Raw genomic sequence first — 15,872 nt, 5'->3', positions numbered from 1 at the left:
GCATCAACTGAGGAGAAACCAGATGAACAGACTGATCGGAAAATCCCTGACACGGCGCGGCGTGCTTGGTGCGGGCCTCGCTACAGCCGGCGTGCTCGCCATGCCGTCGATCCTGCGCGCGCAGGACAAGTCGCTGAAGGTCGGCGTCTACGGCGGCTATTTCAAGAAATCCTTTGACGAGCACGTCTTCCCAGATTTCACCAAGGCCACCGGCATTGCAGTGGAATCGGTCGCCGAGCCGACCGGCGAAGCCTGGCTGGTGCAGCTCGAACAGGCGTCCAAGGCAGGCCAGGCGCCGGCCGACCTTTCGATGATGTCGCAGACCTCGACGCTGAAGGGCCAGTCGACCGAATTATGGACGCCGCTCGATACGTCGAAGTTCAAGCACTACAACGACCTCTTGCCGCGCTTCGTCAACAAATATCCGGATGGCCGGGTCGCCGGCATCGGCGCCGTCGCCTGGTGGATCACGCTGGTCTCCAACACCGATGTCTACAAGGATGCGCCGACCTCATGGGAGACGCTGTGGGACAAGGCCAATGAGGACAAGCTTGGCCTTCTGGCACTTGCCTCGAACTCGTTCCTGCTCGAAGTGACAGCCAAGACCTTCATGGGCGGCACCAATGCGCTCGACACCGAGGACGGACTGAACAAGGCGTTCGAAAAGCTCGCCGAGCTCAAGCCGAATGTCCGGCTGTGGTATCGCGACGAGGCGCAGTTCGAGCAGGCGCTGAAGTCGGGCGAGATCCCGATGGGCCAGTATTATCACGACGTCACCGGCCTCGCGGTCGCCGACGGCTTCCATGTCCGCTCGACCTTCCCGAAGGAAGGCGGCATCCAGGACTCCGGCAATTGGGTGCTGTCGCGCGCCTCGACCAAGGTCGACGAGGCGCATGCCTTCATCGACTATATGAGCCAGCCGTCGATGCAGGGTCTGATGTCGCGCAAGGTCGGCACCACGCCGACGCTGAAGAAAGAGGTGCTCGACCTCAAGCCGGAAGAGTTCGCCGCGGTGTCGTCGGATATCGATCCGATCATCCCGCGCTATGACCTCTATACGTCGAAGGCCGACTGGATCAACCAGAAGTGGACCGAGCTGATCGTCGGCTGAGCCGCCCGTTCCGCTTGAAAACTGATCGGCCGCCGGATTTCCTCCGGCGGCCATTTCCTGGAATTGCTCCAGCGCACAGCCTGAGAGGGATGAGCATGTCCGGACTAGATATCAACGCCGTCACCAAAAAATTCGGCAACTTCGCCGCCGTCGACAATGTCCAGCTCAACGTGCCGCATGGCACGTTCGTGTGTCTGCTCGGCCCATCGGGCTGCGGCAAGACCACGCTGCTGCGCATGATTGCCGGACTGGAGGAGCCGACCAGCGGCGCCATCGTGCTCGACGGCGAGGACATCACGCCTTTGCCGACGCACAAGCGCAATCTCGGCATGGTGTTCCAGTCGCTGGCGCTGTTTCCGCATCTCTCTGTCGGCGACAACATCGCCTATGCGCTGCGCATTCGCGGCGCCTCGAAGGAGGAGCAGAAGAAGCGCGTCGACGAGTTGCTAGGCCTCATCCATCTGACCGGCTTTGCCGACCGCCCGGTGGCCAAACTGTCGGGCGGTCAGCGCCAGCGCGTGGCAATTGCACGGGCCTTGGCGCTGTCGCCGAAACTGTTCCTGCTCGACGAGCCGCTGTCGGCGCTCGACGCCAAACTGCGCGAGGCCATGCAGGTAGAACTGCGCCAGTTGCAGCAGCGGTTGGGCATCACCACCATCGTCGTCACCCACGACCAGCGCGAAGCCATGACCATGGCCGACCTCGTCGTCGTCATGGGCCACGGCAGGATCCTGCAGGCGGCGCCGCCGATCGAGATCTACCGCAAGCCGGCCGACGCCTTCGTCGCCGACTTCATCGGCATCACCAATCTGCTGCCGGCCGAGATCGACAGCACCGGGCGCACCACCATTCTGGGCACAGCCATTCCAGGTCTTGCCATGCCGGCGGGTCAGACTAAAGCGTCTGTATCGGTCCGCCCCGAGGATGTGCATCTCGGCAGCCCCGGCGGCTCGGCCATTACCGGCGAGGTGAGTTTCGTTCGCGATCTCGGCGGCACCATCGAGACCTTCGTCGATGTCGGCGGCACCAGCATCATTGCCGTGACCACGCCGCGCGAACGGCATGACGTGCCGGTCGGCGCCAAGGTCGGCGTAACGCTGCCGCCCGGCAGCTGCGTGGTGCTCGGCGCATGAGACGCGAGGCTCCGAAGTCGCTAGCCGACTACACGCCGCTGTTCTTTCCGGCGCTGATGCTGATCGTCTTCTTCGTCGTGCCGTTCTCGACGATGATCGCCGTGAGCTTCTTCAAGCGCAATCCGTCCGGTTTCTACACGCCGGATTTCGTGTTCGACAATTACGCCCGCTTCCTGTCGGTATTCTTCGGCGGCGTGCTCGGCTTTTCACTGATGCTGGCGGTGCTGGTCGCCGTCTGCTGCGTGGCCATCGCCTTCCCCTTCACCTACCTCCTGACCCGCCGGCCGCGCCGCGTGCAGACGCTATGGCTGGTCGGCCTGCTGTCGGTGCTGTCGCTGTCGGAAGTCATCATCGGCTTTGCCTGGTCGACGCTGTTTTCGCGCACGGCGGGCATCACCAATCTGTTCGTGGCGATCGGGCTGATGGACAAGCCGGTGGCGCTGCTGCCGACCTTCGGCGCGGTGCTGACCGGCATGGTTTACCAGGCGCTGCCCTATACGATCCTGGTGCTTTACCCCGCTTTGGTCCGCCTCGATCCGACTCTGTTAGAGGCCGCGCGCACGCTCGGCGCCTCGCCTATCCGGGCCTTCTTCAACGTCGTCGCGCCGGCGCTGCGCAACACCATCGTGGCGACGCTGATCATGGTCTTCGTCTTTGCGCTCGGCTCCTATCTGCTACCGCAGATTCTGGGACGCCCGCAACACTGGACGCTGTCGGTGCTGATCACCGACCAGGCGATCTACCAGTCCAACATGCCGTTCGCAGCCGCGATGGCGGTGTTCCTGGTGCTGATCTCGCTGGCGCTGGTCGGACTGACGCTGCTCGTCGGACGAAGGGAGAACGCCCTATGACCGCGACCTTGCTGCGCCGTGTCTATTTCACCATCGTCGCTTTGTTTCTGGCGGCGCCGCTGATCGTCGTCGCCGGCGTGTCGGTGAATTCGCGGCAGGAGCTCAGCTTCCCCCCGGTCGGCTTCTCGCTCGCCTGGTACGCCCAGATCTTCACCGATCCGGAATGGCGGCTGGCGCTGATCCATTCGGTGACGCTGGCCGTCTGCTCGGCAGCCATTGCCGTGGCGGTCGCGCTGCCCCTGGCCTGGTTCCTGTGGCGGCGCATCGCGCCATGGGCGAACATCTTCCAGGTGCTGGGGCTTGCCCCCTTCATCCTGCCGCCGGTCATCACCGCGCTCGGCTTCCTCTCCTTCTGGGCGACGGTCGGGCTGTTCGGCCAGTTCTTCACCGCCATCATCAGCCACGCTATCTTCTTCGTGACGCTGCCGCTGGTGACGCTGTCGCTGGGCTTTGCCTCGATCGACCGCTCGCTGGTAGAGGCCGCCGCCACCATGGGCGCCGACGACCGCACGGTGCTGAAGACCGTGGTGCTGCCGTTGATCCTGCCCTACCTCGTCTCGGGCTACGCCTTCGCCTTCGTCTTGTCGCTCAACGAATACATCGTCGCCTACATGACGATCGGCTTCACCACCGAGACGCTGCCGATCAAGATCTTCAACGCGCTGCGCTATGGCTACACGCCGACCATGGCTTCGGTGTCGGTGTTCTTCGTCGCGGTGGCGGCACTGGTGTTCGGCTCGATCGCCAGGTTCGGCGATATTCGCAGGCTGCTCGGCGCTATGTCGTCCGACGGGAGCTGAGCGCAATCATTTGTAACAGCACCCCTCGATCGCTGCTCAGAACCACCAATGCCATCAAGGTGTCTGAGTGCACCCTATGCACTCGCGCAGGCGGCAGCTTCGCGCCTTTGCTGGCCGTTCAGAAGTCCGGGCTGGCCGCCCGAAAGCGGTCGTCCTAGCAGATGACTTGCTCATACGCTTGAGTTGACCGGCCGAATGTTCGCGGAGGAATAAAGCGCAGCCTACGACTGAGCGCCGCCTCGTCGACGGAAAGAGCTAGTCTAGAAGACTCGCCGCTCGGCTGATCTGATCGAGTAGGAGCCGGTGGTGGCCTGAGGTCTAGCTAAGATGCGATCGCTGCTCGATCGGAGGCGATTTGCGATTAACTGACATCATCCCACAATTCGTTCCATGGAAGCGCGTTGCATCGAACGGGGTGTCAGGCGATTTGAAAATGCAACGATCTTGTTCAAGAACCCGGGAATCACAATCGCCTTGCCTTGTCCTAGTGCCCGCAGACCGCTTTCGGCGACAGGACGGGGCTTCATCGTCAGAAGGCGCAGAATGGGCGAAACGGGAGCGCCGGCCGCTGCATCGAAGCCCGTTTCGGTGTGCCCGGGGCAAAGACTGGTGACGACCACACCTTGCGGGCGAAGTTCATCGTGCAGAGCCTCTCCAAAAGCCAGCACATAGGACTTCGTCGCTGCGTAAGCGGCAAAGGTGGGAACAGGCTGGAGCGCCAGGAGACTCGCAATGAGAAGGATCTGGCCGGATCCCCGGGCTGCCATGTCTCGCCCGAAAACATAGCTCAGTTCGGTGAGCGCCGTGATGTTGAGCTGTATCATCTCGGTGGTACGCTCGATCGGCGTTTCCAGAAATTCGCCGTGCAACCCGTATCCCGCATTGTTCACCAGAATGTCGATCTGCAGCGACCTCGCTTCCAGGCTGCTTTTCAAATGGTCAGCGGCTCCAGGCGCGGCAAGGTCGACTGGCTCGACGAGGATGTCGACGCCATGATTCCGGCGAAGTTCAGCGGCGAGCTTTTCCATCGGCTCGCGTCGCCGGGCTGCGAGCACCAGATTGACCTTCTGCGCCGCCAGCAGCTCGGCAAATTCGAGCCCGAGCCCGCTAGATGCGCCTGTGATCAGGGCCCGTTTTCGCGGGACGCCATGCTTTTCACCAGCGGAGATTTGCGTTCCCGTGTCATCAGCGTGTGGCATCTTTCTTCCTTTCAATTGAACGGGCGGCATCGCGCGCGGCTGCCATCATGTTTCTGCGCGATATGCCCCGCGTGCTGTTGGACGAACTCCAGAACACCGAGCGGCGGCATTTTGGCGACCTGTTCGACGTCGGCGGTCAGCCGATCATAGCGGTTCTGCTGGATGAGAAGCGCCATCGTGGCCAAATGAGCGAGCACATGTCGGGTCAGCATGCCGCTGTCCTCCAGCGCCTTACGCCAGGGTTCCCAAGGCACGTCCACGTAAGTGATCGACCGCCCAAGCGCCTGGGAGAATTCCTCGGCAATGTCATGCATATCCTGCGAACGAAGGCCGGTCAGTTCATAGATTTTGCCGATGTGCTCGGCTGGTGCCTTCAGCACCGTCGCGATGACCCTCGCGACATCGTCACTTGCGATAGGCGAGATCTTGCCATTCCCGAAGGGGAGGCGAATTTGCTGATGTTGATGGATCGACTGCATGGAAAGGCGAAGGAAGAAGGTATCGAGGAACGCTGTCGGACGGATATGCACAACGGGCAGGCCGGACCAGTTCAGCGCCTGCTCCGCAAGCCAGTGCAGCTTCTGCTGCGGGCTGTCGGTGGTCGACGTGATACCCATCTGCGATACGGTCATTTGCGAGATGTTCACGAACGCACCAACTTGGTGATGTTTCGCGACGGCGGCCGCGTTGATCGTTGCCTCAAGGTAGGACGGCGATACGCTCATTCCGAAGTAGACCCGGTCGCAGCCTTCAATCGCGCGATGCGCAGCTTGAAGATCGAGAAGGTCGCCAACCGCGATCTCCACTCCTCGTTCCGCCAGCTTGGCCGATCGCTCATCGGCCTTGCGGACCATCGCCCTTACCTTAAGTCCGCATTTCACCAGCTGCTCGCACACGGCGTAACCGACGGCGCCGGCAGCACCAGTGACCAAGATCGGGTTTGTCATTTCCTACTCCTTGCAGGTCGATGCCGAGCATGTCCCGGCAATTTCGCCTGAATTCAAATCTGACCACCTGCTTGCAGGCTTAGTTGGAACGCGTCGTCGGTATGGTCTTGACGAAGGCCAACATCATGCCCGCGAGACCCTGCGTTGTTAGCGCAACATGATATTCAGAAGGCGATCGACCGGTTTCCCGAACGGCGGGCGGAAAAGTTTGAGGGCGTTCCACCGGCCCTGGGCGTAGACGCCCTTGGCGTGGCTAAGACGCTTGAAGCCTTCGATGCCGTGATAGGCACCGATGCCGCTGGTGCCGATGCCGCCGAACGGTAGATCGTCCTGCGCGACATGCATAATGGTGCCGTTTATCATGGCGTTGCCCGACGTCGTGTTGTCCAGTACCTTGCGTCGGTCCGCGTCATTGCCGAAGTAGTAGAGCGCGAGTGGTCGGGGCCGGGCGTTCACATAGGCGATGGCGTCATCGATTCTGCCGTAGCTCAAGATCGGCAGGATGGGACCGAAGATCTCCTCGTGCGCGATCTTCATCTCGTCGGTGACGCCGAGCACGACGGTCGGCGCCAGGGTGTGAGGACGACGGGTTGCGTCGCCGGGCCGGTGTCCAACCTCAATGATCCGTGCGCCGTGGGCGCGAGCGTCGTTGATCAAGTCGGTCAGCATCGAATATTGCTGGTCGTTGACGATTGAAGTGTAGTCCGCGCTCGTCGGGCCATCGGGGTAGGCAGTCTTCACCAGCCTGTCGTAGCTCTCGACGAAGGTGCTGACCTCGGATTCGTGGACAAGGGCGTAGTCCGGGGCGATGCAGGTCTGCCCGCCACTGAGAAGCTTCCCGTATACAATCGCGGACACCGTGCGGTCACACACGCTACCCTTGGAGACAATGGTCGGGGACTTGCCGCCGAGTTCGAGAGTGACGGGGACGAGGTTTTTGCTAGCCGCCTCCATCACCGCTCGCCCCACGGCGGGGCTCCCGGTGAAGACGAGATGATCGAACGGCAGCGAAGAGAATGCGGAGCCGTCGCCATTGACAAGGGTGACCTGTTGTTCGGGGAAGATCTCGCGGAGCATCGAGGCTAACACCGCGTTCGTCGCCGGCGTTAGCTTCGAAGGTTTGAGCATCACGCGGTTTCCCGCTGCGATCGCGGTAACCACCGGCATCAGCGACAGGTTGACGGGGTAGTTCCACGGCGAGATGACGCCGACCACGCCAACGGGCTGGTACTCGATCCAAGCCCTGCCGAATTGCATGAGGAGCGAAACATGGCGCCGCTCCGGCCGCATGAACCGGCGCAGGTTCTTGCGAAGATAGTCGATCCCGCCGACAACGCCGAAGATTTCCATGATCGCCGTCTCGTGCCGCGAACGATGGCCAAAGTCTGAATCGATCGCAGCCTCTATCGCGTCACGACGATGGATCAGGGCCTTCTTGAGTTTGGCGAGATCGGCGCGGCGATGGGCGAGTGACGGAGAACCGTCGCGCAGGAATGCGGCGCGCTGTGCATCGAGGAGCGCAGCGAGCTGCTCTGCATCGACGTTTTTGTGATGGCATTCATGACGAACTCTATGTAGACAGAGGAAACATGACGCCTATCTATGCTCCAAAGTGAACGCTGTCAACATATGTTTACATGGGACACTTCAAATGCAGAAAACAACACCGGAACGGCCCTACCACCACGGCAACCTTCGCCGCTCGCTCATCGACACGGCCTTGGAGGTGATGCGGCAGGAGCGGAACTGGCAGTTCACATTGCGGGAAATCGCGCGACGCGCTGGCGTGAGCCACGCGGCGCCGTACAAGCACTTTCCCGACAAGGGTGCATTGCTCACCGCGCTGGCATTGATTGGGTTCGATCAGTTGCGCGCAGCATTGATTCAGGCGCAGTCGAACGCTGGAGGGGAGCCGCGCGAGGCGCTGTTGCCCATGGCGCGCGCCTATATCGATTTCGGCGTCGACAATCCCGCCCTTTATCGCCTGATGTTCGGCGCGGAGAGCGGCTACCAGTGCGACGTCCATCTCGGCGAGAGTGCGATCAGCGTGTTCAACACAGTCATGGATGTCCTGGCCCGCGGCCAGGCTGAAGGTGTATTCCGCCGACGGCCGGTTCGCGATTATGCAACGGCGTGCTGGTCGCTTCTTCACGGGATGACCATGCTGTCAATCGATGGCCTGCTAATGCCCGAAAAGGTTGGCTTGGAGCCGCTGAAGGCTGCATTTGGGTCGCTTATGGAGGGGATCGCGAGCGAGGGAATGTGAAGCGCCCGATCTCCCGTCAACGCAAGGGCGTTCCGAAGAGTGCGGCGGCAAGCCAAACCGATAGAGGCAAGCTTGCCGGCCTGTTTGGTGGATTCCTGCCCTAAGCAGACATTCTGCTTCCGGTCCAAAAGGCGACAACCAGACATCTGCTCTGCAGTGAATGCTTCGGGCAGTTGGCGGACCGCTTGGTGCGTCTTCAATGGCTGAAGACGAGCGGCGGTGCGATGCGGTCCCGCCGCAGCCAGCGCGCTAACAGCAGCACCGCCACCACGGCCAGACCTGACGCCAGGCCGATCCAGATGCCGACGCCGTGCAGGCCGAAATGGAAGGCGAGCAGGACGCCGAGCGGCAGGCCGATGCCCCAATAGCCGATCGCGGCATAGATCATCGGCAGCTTGGTGTCGTGCAGGCCGCGCAGCATGCCGGCGGCAACGGCCTGCGCGCCGTCGAAGATCTGAAACAGCGCGGCAAAGGCCAGGAACGACACGGCCAGCGCGATCACCCTGGCGTTCGCCGGATCGGTCATGTCGATGAAGGCGCTGATCAACAGATGCGGCCACAGCACCATCACCAGCGCCATCAGCGCCATGGACGAGACGCCGATGACGAAGGCGGTCCAGCCGGCGCGCGAAACGCCTGCCGGATTGCCGGCGCCGTGGGCCAGCCCGACGCGCACGGTGACGGCCTGGTTGAGACCGAGCGGCACCATGAAGGAGATCGAGGCGATCTGGATTGCGATAGCGTGCGCGGCAAGCGAATCCGCATCGATCAGGCCCATCAGCAGGGCTGCTGCATTGAAGATCGTCACCTCGAAGGCGAGGATGCCGGCGATCGGCATGCCGAGCCGCAGCAGACCCTTGAAACGCGGCCAGTCGGAGCGCCAGAAGCGACCAAACAGGCGGTAGCGGCGGAACTTCTTCTCCAGCATCACCACGGCTGCCAGGCCGCAGAACATCAGCGTGCTCGACAGGGTGGTCGCCAGCCCCGAACCGGCAATGCCCATTGAGGTGACGCCGAGATTGCCGAACATGAACACCCAGTTGAAGAAGGCGTTGCAGGCAACGGCGACGAAGACGATGATCAGCGCCCAGCCCGGCCGCTCCAGCGCCGAGATGAAGGAACGCAGCACGATATAGCCGTAGAAAGGCAGCACCGCCCATTCGAGCCAGCGCAGATAGATGCCGGCCTGACGCGCCAATGCCGGCTCCTGGCCCATGGCCAGCAGAATGGCCTCGCCATGCCACAGCACGATCCAGATCGGGATCGAGATCAGGATCGCCAGCCACAGTCCCTGGCGCACGGTGCGACGCAAATCGCGCACCGAATAGCGGCGGCGGCCAAGCTCGGTGGCGATCATCGGCGAAGTCGCCAGCATCAGGCCGAGGCCGAAGATCAGCGGCATGAAATAGAGGTTGGCGCCGAGCGCGCCGCTGGCCAGCGTGTCCGCGCCCAGACGCCCCATCATCATGACGTCGGTGGCGGTCATCGCGGTCTGGCCGAGATTGGTCAGCACCATCGGCCAGGCCAGCGCCAGCGTCGCCCTGATTTCCTGACGCCAAAGATTTTCCGGCGCACGAGCGCCGGCTTCGATCGCAGACATTGTCCTGCTCTTTCCGATTGCGGCGCGTCGGCAACGAGGCCGGAAGCCGCACTTCCAAACGGCAAAACCTTCGGTTTCGCAGCGTTTGCGTCGTTCTATTGGACGAAATGCGACATGAAGGCAAGGGAGGACGGGCAGCCGGCGATTGAGCCAGAGGCGGGAACCCCCTCCTGTCCGGCCGCCCTTGGATCAGCCGATGCTTTCGCCACCGTCGATCACCAGCGCCTGGCCGGTCATGAAGGATGAGCGGTCTGAAACGAGGAACAGGATCGCTTCGGCGATCTCCTCGGCGCTGGCCCAGCGGCCCATCGGAATCCTGGTGCGGACATAGGTTTCGATCGCATCGCGTCCGCCCATCTGGGCGATGAACGGCTCGTTGAAAGGCGTGTCGACCCAGCCCGGGCAGAGCGCGTTGACGCGCACATTGTGCCGGGCATAGTCGAGCGACATCTGCCTGGTCATCGCCACCACGGCATGTTTGGACGTGGCATAGGCGATCATCTCGCGGTCGTAGAAGACGCCCGAATTCGAAGCCGTGTTGAGGATGACGCCGCCGCCTTGCGCGACCATTGCCGGCATGACCAGCCGCGCGGCCAGAAACTGCGCCCGTACATTGATGCGCCATGACGTATCCATACCATCGACCTCGACCTCGGTCAGCGTGCCGCCGACCTGGATGCCGGCGTGATTGTGCAGAATGTCGATGCGGCCATACTTGCCGAGAGTGCCTGTGATGAGCTTCTCGACCGCGGCGTCGTCAGAGACGTCGGTAACAACGGCCTCGGCCTGCCCGCCCACTGCCCGGATGTCCGCCGCTGTCGTCTCGCCGCTGGTCTTATCCCGGTCGGCGATGACCACCACAGCGCCTTCCCTGGCCATGATCATGGCGCCGGCGCGGCCGATGCCGGAACCGGCGCCCGTCACCACGGCGATGCGGTCTCTAAGGATCATGAATTTGTCTTTCAGCTGGATGGCTTGTTCAGTTTGACGGCTGGCGCTGGCGCAGCTGCCATTGGGCAAGCACCACCAGAAGAACCGAGGCGACGAGCACGATGGTGGCGATGGCGTTGATTTCCGGCGTCACGCCGCGCCGGATCGAGGCGAAGACATAGATCGGCAGCGTCGTCTGCGCGCCGGCGACGAAGAAGGCGACGATGAAATCGTCGAAGGAGAAGGTGAAGGCGAGCAGGAAACCGGCGATCACCGCCGGCATGATCTGCGGCAGCACGATCGAGCGAAACGTCGTCAGCGGCGTGGCGTAGAGATCGCTCGAGGCCTCGACCAGGTTGCGGTCGAGGCTGGCGAGACGCGTGCCGACGATCATCGTTACCAGCGCCATCGAAAACAGGCCATGGGCGGCGATGATTGATCCATAGCCGAGCGACAGGCGCGGCGGCTGGTCGTTTGGCCAGATCGAGGCGAGGAACGGATTGAGCACGCCAAACAACTGGACCAGCGCGACGAGCGTCGAGATGCCGATGACGACGCCGGGAACGACAATCGCGGCACCCATCAGCGCGTCGAAGACGGCGCGGGTTCTGAGCCCGACCCGCGCCAGGCCGAGCGCCGCTGCCGTGCCGCACACCGCCGCCAGAAGCGCGCTGGTGGTGGCGATGAACAGGCTGTTCTTCAGCGCCTCGACCAGGAACGGGTTCGACAGCGCCGTGCCGTACCACTGCACCGAAAAGCCGGTGAACTCGCTGGCATGGCGGCCGGCGTTGAAGGAAAACAGCACGACCAACGCAATCGGCAGATAGAGGAAGGCGAAGACGGCTGTGACGAAGGCGCGCATCAGATCAGATCCACCCTGCGGGCGCCCGACACCCGTGTCGAAACGCGGTTTGCCGCGATCAGAACCACCACCGAAACCGCCACCAGCGTGATGGCGATGGCCGATCCGAACGGCCAGTTGCGCGACTGCAGGAACAGGTCGACCAGCGCATTGCCGATGAAGAACACCTTGCCGCCGCCAAGCAGCGTCGGGATCAGGTATTCTCCGAGCAGCAGGATCATGACCAGCGAGAAGCCGGTCATCACGCCCGGCAGCGACAGCTTCAGCGTCACCCCCAGAAAGGTTGAGAGCGAGGTCGCGCCGAGATCGGCGGAGGCTTCCAGCAGCCTTCGGTCGAGCCGCTCGAGACTGACATAGATCGGCAGGATCATGAGGGGCAAATAGCCGTAGACGATACCGAGCAGCACGGCGCCCGGCGTGTTGATCAACCTGACATCCTCGATGCCGACAAAGGCCAGCAGTGCGGGAATGCCGCGTCCGCCCAGAATGTACATCCAGGCATAGGTGCGCATCAAAAGGCTGGTCCAGAACGGAATGACGACGAGCGCAAGCAGGATCAGCCGCCAGCGCTCCGGCGCCTTCAGGGCAAGGTAGTAGGCGACCGGGTAGGCGACGAGCAGACAGGCAAGCGCGCCCACCGGCGCCAGCATCATCGTGTTCCAGAAAGCGGTCGCCCGCGCCGGGAGGTTGGCGTATTGCGCCACCGTGAAGGCGGCCTGGTAGCCGCCCTCCGGCGCCCGCTCGCCGACGCTGAACACGGCAATGGCGACGAACGGCAAAACCAGAAACACCACCAGCCACGCTGTAGCCGGAGCGAGCAGCAGCGCTGTCAGGATGTTATGCCGAAATCTGTTGCCGTGCATAGAAACCGCCCCGATGCCGGCGGACCTAGGCCCGCCGGTTTTCCGTTTGCGTCAGGCCAGCCTCAAGCCGACTTGAAGCGCGCCATCAGCTCGGCGCGACCCGGATCGGTCAGTGTTGCCGCCGCGCCGAACTCAAGCGGTGTCAACAGGTCGGCCGCCGGGTAAAGGATCGGATTGTCGAGCACTTCCTTGGGCAGCAGCTTGTTGACGCGAGCGTCGGTCGAGGGCGCGCCGTTGGCGAGATGCTCCTTCACAGCAACCTCCGGGGTCATCAGATAATTGAGCAAGGCATAGCCGGCCGGCTTGTTCGGCGCGTCCTTCGGGATGGCGTAGAAGTCGGTCCAGATCTCGCCGCCCTCCTTGCCCAGCACATAGGCGATCTCCGGGATATCGCGATGCAGCTGTGCGCCATCATTCGTCCAGCACATGGTCAGCCAGGCGTCGCCCGCCCGCATGCCCGGCTGGTAGTCGGACGAGACCGCGAACAGATGCGGCTTGACCTTGAGCAGCAGCTCCTCGGCCTTGGCGAGTTCATCCTGCTTCAGCGAGTTGAAGGAATAGCCGTAATATTTCAGCGCGTTGCCGATGGTGGTCAGCTGGTAGTCATGCACCATGGTGCGGCCATCGCCCTCAGCCATGGCGACGTCCCAGAATTCCTTCCAGCTCGTCATCGGCTTGGCCAGCTTCTTGGTGTTGACGGCAAAGCCCGTGGTGCCCCAGTTCTTCGGCACCGCGTAGGTCGTGCCGTCGATCGTGCCTTCCGAGGTGAAGCGCGGGTCCTCCTGGGAGCCGTCGAAATTCGGCAGCTTGGCCATATCGAGCGGATCGATGATGCCGAGCTTCTTGTAGGTCGAGATCGTGTAGTTGGTCGGCACGAACAGGCTCCAGCCCGAGGCGCCGGCCTGCAGCTTGGCCAGCATCTCCTCATTGGAGCCGAACACGTTGACCTCGACGGCGACGCCGGTGTCCTTCTTGAAATTCTCGAAGGTCTGCGGGTCGTGATAGTTCGGCCAGGTGGCGATCGACATGCGGTCGCCGAGGTTTTCGGCGGCGAAGGCCGGCGTCGGCATGATGCCGAGCTCGCGCGCCATCACCGCGGTTGCGATGCCCAGGCCGGTGAGGCCGAGGAAATCGCGGCGCCCGATCGAGCCGCGCTTCAGGCGCATCAGCTGGTCGACGAAGTTCTCAGGGCTAATCGGCAGTCCGTCACGATATGATTTCGACATTTTTTGCTACCCTCTGGTTGGTCCCGTTGTTCTTGGTCTCCGGAAACGCCAGCGGCGTCCCGGAGGCAAAGCCGATGGCGACGGGTTCACCCGGCTTGAAGAGATTGCCATGGCCGATCACATGGTCGGCCTTGGCCAGCAGCGTTCCGATGCCCTGCACCTCGATGGCGTATTCCGCCGTCGAGCCCAGGAAGATCCGGTTGCGCACGATGCCCTTGAAAGGGCTGCCTTTGGTGGCGCCGAGGCTTAGCGATTCAGGACGCAGGCTGACGGAAACGGTCTCGCCCTGCTGCAAGGCGGTTCGTTTGCGCGCGGCAATGACGGTTCCGTCCGCCAGCGCCACATTGACAAGATCGCCTGTATGCCCGGCAACCTTGCCGCTCAACAGATTGGTCTTGCCGACGAAGTCGGCGACGAACAGGTCGGCCGGCTCGTCATAGATCTCGCTTGGTTGCCCGAGCTGTACGATGCGGCCGCCGTTCATGACGCAGACGAAGTCGCTCATCGACAGCGCCTCCTCCTGGTCGTGGGTGACCAGCACGAAGGTGATGCCGATCTCGCGCTGCAGGTTCTGCAGCTCGATCTGCATGTCGGTGCGCAGCTTTTTGTCGAGCGCTGCCAGCGGCTCGTCGAGCAACAGCACGGCCGGCTTGTTGACCAGTGCGCGCGCCAGCGCGACGCGCTGCTGCTGGCCGCCGGAGAGTTCGTGGATCTTGCGGCGGCCATAGCCGGCGAGCCGCACCATTTCGAGCGCCTCGCCGGCGCGCCGGCCGATTTCCTGCGACGACAGGCGCGGCCGTGCCTGGCGCAACCCGTAGGACACATTGGCTTCGACATCGAGATGCGGAAACAGCGCGTATTGCTGGAACACCATGTTGACCGGCCGACGATAGGGCGGCGTTCCGGCCATGTCCCGGCCACGGATGAACACCTGGCCTTCGCTCGGCTGCTCGAAGCCGCCGATCATGCGCAGGCATGTGGTCTTGCCGCAGCCGGACGGTCCGAGAAGGGCGACAAAGGCGGAGGGCGGCACAGCGAGATCGATGCCGCTGACGGCGGTCACAGCGCCATAGCGCTTGGTGACGCCGCGAAACTCGATGTCGGGCACTGCGGTCAAAGTGCTGGCTCCAGCAACAGGGCTATTCCAGGACGCTACCAGAGCCAATGGCGTCTAGTATATACCTCGCTGGTGGTATATCTGATCTATTTTCTCGTTTAAGGGGGTATAGATTGAGTGCGTCCCGCAGCGACGAATACAGCCGGCTCGCAGCCCTTGTCGCGGCGACACGGGAGACGAGCGGCGACCTGTTCGGCAAGGCAATGGTCGGCTGGTTGAGCCAGCATGTCGGCTTCGACCACTGTGTGATCTTCGGTTACCGCGGCGCCTCGCGACCGCCGCTGCTGTTCGAAACCTTCTCGCCGGCCGAGAGCCATGTCTTCGTCACGCTCTATCAGGAAGGACCTTATCTTCTCGACCCATTTCATCACGCGGCGGTGGAGCGCAAGGAGGGGTTCTGGCGCATGCGCGAACTGGCGCCCGACCGCTTCTATGCCAGCGAGTATTTTCGCACCTACTACAGTCAGACAAGGCTCGCCGAGGAGGTCGGCTTCTTCGTGCCATTGCCCGGCAAGGATGCGCTGGTGCTGTCGCTGATGCGATTGCAGGCCTCCGGCCCCTTCGGCACCGCCGATGCCAGGCTGCTGCGCGACATGGCGCCGGCGGTGATCGGTTTCATCAGGTTGCGCTGGCCCGCACTTTCGGCCGAGGAGCAGGACGAAGCGGAGCAGGGCGAGACGATCGCCGCAGTCAACGAATTCGACCGCTCCCACATTTGGGAAAGCCTGTCGCTGACCCCGCGCGAAAAGCATGTCGTCGATCTGGTGCTGCAGGGGCATTCCACCGAGTCGATCGCGAGAGCCATGCGCATCGTACCGGGAACGGTGAAGGTTCACCGCCGCAACATCCATCGCAAACTCGGCATCAAATCCCAGGCCGGGCTTTTCGCCCGCTTCATCGAGATCATCGAGAGCCGGCGTTGAACTCGCTGAGGCAGACATCGTTCACTTGCCGGCGACAGACTGCT

The 15,872-nt window shown here is 62.8% G+C and carries 14 protein-coding genes and 1 pseudogene; 6 read left to right on the top strand and 9 right to left on the bottom strand.

Features of this window, described 5'->3' with window-relative positions; all coding sequences use genetic code 11:
* Positions 1 to 22: 22 nt before the first annotated feature.
* The 4 genes from NLY44_RS24220 (at position 23) to NLY44_RS24205 (ending at position 3,895) form a co-directional block, all read left to right on the top strand.
* Complete coding sequence (locus NLY44_RS24220) at positions 23 to 1,111, top strand: ABC transporter substrate-binding protein (protein WP_023671275.1); 1,089 nt, start codon at positions 23 to 25, stop codon at positions 1,109 to 1,111.
* Between the two features lie 95 nt (positions 1,112 to 1,206).
* A complete protein-coding gene (locus NLY44_RS24215; protein ID WP_023695892.1) occupies positions 1,207 to 2,244 on the top strand; it encodes an ABC transporter ATP-binding protein in 1,038 nt (345 codons plus the stop codon).
* A complete protein-coding gene (locus NLY44_RS24210; RefSeq protein ID WP_023695891.1) occupies positions 2,241 to 3,095 on the top strand; it encodes an ABC transporter permease in 855 nt (284 codons plus the stop codon). Before NLY44_RS24215 ends, NLY44_RS24210 begins: the two co-directional genes overlap by 4 nt.
* A complete protein-coding gene (locus NLY44_RS24205) occupies positions 3,092 to 3,895 on the top strand; it encodes an ABC transporter permease (RefSeq protein ID WP_023671272.1) in 804 nt (267 codons plus the stop codon). The genes NLY44_RS24210 and NLY44_RS24205 overlap by 4 nt, the downstream gene beginning before the upstream one ends.
* Before the next feature lie 371 nt (positions 3,896 to 4,266).
* Here the strand turns inward: NLY44_RS24205 and NLY44_RS24200 are convergent, their stop codons facing one another.
* The 3 genes and pseudogenes from NLY44_RS24200 to NLY44_RS24190 form a co-directional block, all read right to left on the bottom strand.
* Positions 4,267 to 5,094 (bottom strand): SDR family NAD(P)-dependent oxidoreductase, encoded by an 828-nt coding sequence (locus tag NLY44_RS24200; RefSeq protein WP_023806243.1) that lies wholly within the window; start codon positions 5,092 to 5,094, stop codon positions 4,267 to 4,269.
* 11 nt (positions 5,095 to 5,105) lie between these two features.
* On the bottom strand, positions 5,106 to 6,041 hold the full coding sequence (locus NLY44_RS24195) for an NAD(P)H-binding protein (protein ID WP_023806244.1): 936 nt from the start codon (positions 6,039 to 6,041) through the stop codon (positions 5,106 to 5,108).
* 147 nt (positions 6,042 to 6,188) lie between these two features.
* Positions 6,189 to 7,535 (bottom strand): annotated as a pseudogene (locus NLY44_RS24190) (coniferyl aldehyde dehydrogenase); the annotation flags it as partial.
* A gap of 157 nt (positions 7,536 to 7,692) precedes the next feature.
* Between NLY44_RS24190 and NLY44_RS24185 the strand changes: the two are divergent.
* Positions 7,693 to 8,307 carry a TetR/AcrR family transcriptional regulator gene (locus tag NLY44_RS24185; RefSeq protein WP_023745857.1) on the top strand — a complete coding sequence of 205 codons (615 nt, stop codon included), beginning with the start codon at positions 7,693 to 7,695 and terminating at the stop codon, positions 8,305 to 8,307.
* A 196-nt stretch (positions 8,308 to 8,503) separates the two neighbouring features.
* Here NLY44_RS24185 and NLY44_RS24180 read toward each other — a convergent pair whose 3' ends face one another.
* From NLY44_RS24180 to NLY44_RS24155, 6 genes are all read right to left on the bottom strand, one after another.
* Positions 8,504 to 9,907 (bottom strand): MATE family efflux transporter, encoded by a 1,404-nt coding sequence (locus NLY44_RS24180; RefSeq protein WP_023806246.1) that lies wholly within the window; start codon positions 9,905 to 9,907, stop codon positions 8,504 to 8,506.
* A 189-nt stretch (positions 9,908 to 10,096) separates the two neighbouring features.
* Entirely contained in the window at positions 10,097 to 10,858 is a 762-nt protein-coding gene (locus tag NLY44_RS24175) for an SDR family NAD(P)-dependent oxidoreductase (protein ID WP_023806247.1), read from the bottom strand.
* 28 nt (positions 10,859 to 10,886) lie between these two features.
* Positions 10,887 to 11,699 carry an ABC transporter permease gene (locus NLY44_RS24170; protein ID WP_023671267.1) on the bottom strand — a complete coding sequence of 271 codons (813 nt, stop codon included), beginning with the start codon at positions 11,697 to 11,699 and terminating at the stop codon, positions 10,887 to 10,889.
* Entirely contained in the window at positions 11,699 to 12,562 is an 864-nt protein-coding gene (locus NLY44_RS24165) for an ABC transporter permease (RefSeq protein ID WP_023806248.1), read from the bottom strand. The genes NLY44_RS24170 and NLY44_RS24165 overlap by 1 nt, the downstream gene beginning before the upstream one ends.
* Before the next feature lie 62 nt (positions 12,563 to 12,624).
* A complete protein-coding gene (locus NLY44_RS24160; protein WP_023806249.1) occupies positions 12,625 to 13,788 on the bottom strand; it encodes an ABC transporter substrate-binding protein in 1,164 nt (387 codons plus the stop codon).
* Complete coding sequence (locus NLY44_RS24155) at positions 13,769 to 14,905, bottom strand: ABC transporter ATP-binding protein (RefSeq protein WP_023700452.1); 1,137 nt, start codon at positions 14,903 to 14,905, stop codon at positions 13,769 to 13,771. Before NLY44_RS24155 ends, NLY44_RS24160 begins: the two co-directional genes overlap by 20 nt.
* Positions 14,906 to 15,018: 113 nt before the next feature.
* Between NLY44_RS24155 and NLY44_RS24150 the strand changes: the two genes are divergently transcribed.
* The gene (locus NLY44_RS24150) at positions 15,019 to 15,828 is read left to right on the top strand and encodes a response regulator transcription factor (RefSeq protein WP_023806250.1); all 810 of its coding nucleotides are present in this window, start codon (positions 15,019 to 15,021) and stop codon (positions 15,826 to 15,828) included.
* Positions 15,829 to 15,872: the final 44 nt, after the last annotated feature.

This window comes from Mesorhizobium sp. C089B, assembly GCF_030323125.1.
GTDB lineage: Bacteria > Pseudomonadota > Alphaproteobacteria > Rhizobiales > Rhizobiaceae > Mesorhizobium.
Note: the sequence above shows the minus strand (reverse complement) of the source record. Positions and strands in the feature narration are given on the sequence as shown.

Coding starts and splice junctions, on each gene's coding strand:
- NLY44_RS24200 (WP_023806243.1), bottom strand. CDS start 5,094: ATGCCACACGCTGATGACACGGGAACGCAAATCTCCGCTGGTGAAAAG.
- NLY44_RS24195 (WP_023806244.1), bottom strand. CDS start 6,041: ATGACAAACCCGATCTTGGTCACTGGTGCTGCCGGCGCCGTCGGTTAC.
- NLY44_RS24180 (WP_023806246.1), bottom strand. CDS start 9,907: ATGTCTGCGATCGAAGCCGGCGCTCGTGCGCCGGAAAATCTTTGGCGT.
- NLY44_RS24165 (WP_023806248.1), bottom strand. CDS start 12,562: ATGCACGGCAACAGATTTCGGCATAACATCCTGACAGCGCTGCTGCTC.
- NLY44_RS24215 (WP_023695892.1), top strand. CDS start 1,207: ATGTCCGGACTAGATATCAACGCCGTCACCAAAAAATTCGGCAACTTC.
- NLY44_RS24185 (WP_023745857.1), top strand. CDS start 7,693: ATGCAGAAAACAACACCGGAACGGCCCTACCACCACGGCAACCTTCGC.
- NLY44_RS24205 (WP_023671272.1), top strand. CDS start 3,092: ATGACCGCGACCTTGCTGCGCCGTGTCTATTTCACCATCGTCGCTTTG.
- NLY44_RS24220 (WP_023671275.1), top strand. CDS start 23: ATGAACAGACTGATCGGAAAATCCCTGACACGGCGCGGCGTGCTTGGT.
- NLY44_RS24210 (WP_023695891.1), top strand. CDS start 2,241: ATGAGACGCGAGGCTCCGAAGTCGCTAGCCGACTACACGCCGCTGTTC.
- NLY44_RS24170 (WP_023671267.1), bottom strand. CDS start 11,699: ATGCGCGCCTTCGTCACAGCCGTCTTCGCCTTCCTCTATCTGCCGATT.
- NLY44_RS24175 (WP_023806247.1), bottom strand. CDS start 10,858: ATGATCCTTAGAGACCGCATCGCCGTGGTGACGGGCGCCGGTTCCGGC.
- NLY44_RS24160 (WP_023806249.1), bottom strand. CDS start 13,788: ATGTCGAAATCATATCGTGACGGACTGCCGATTAGCCCTGAGAACTTC.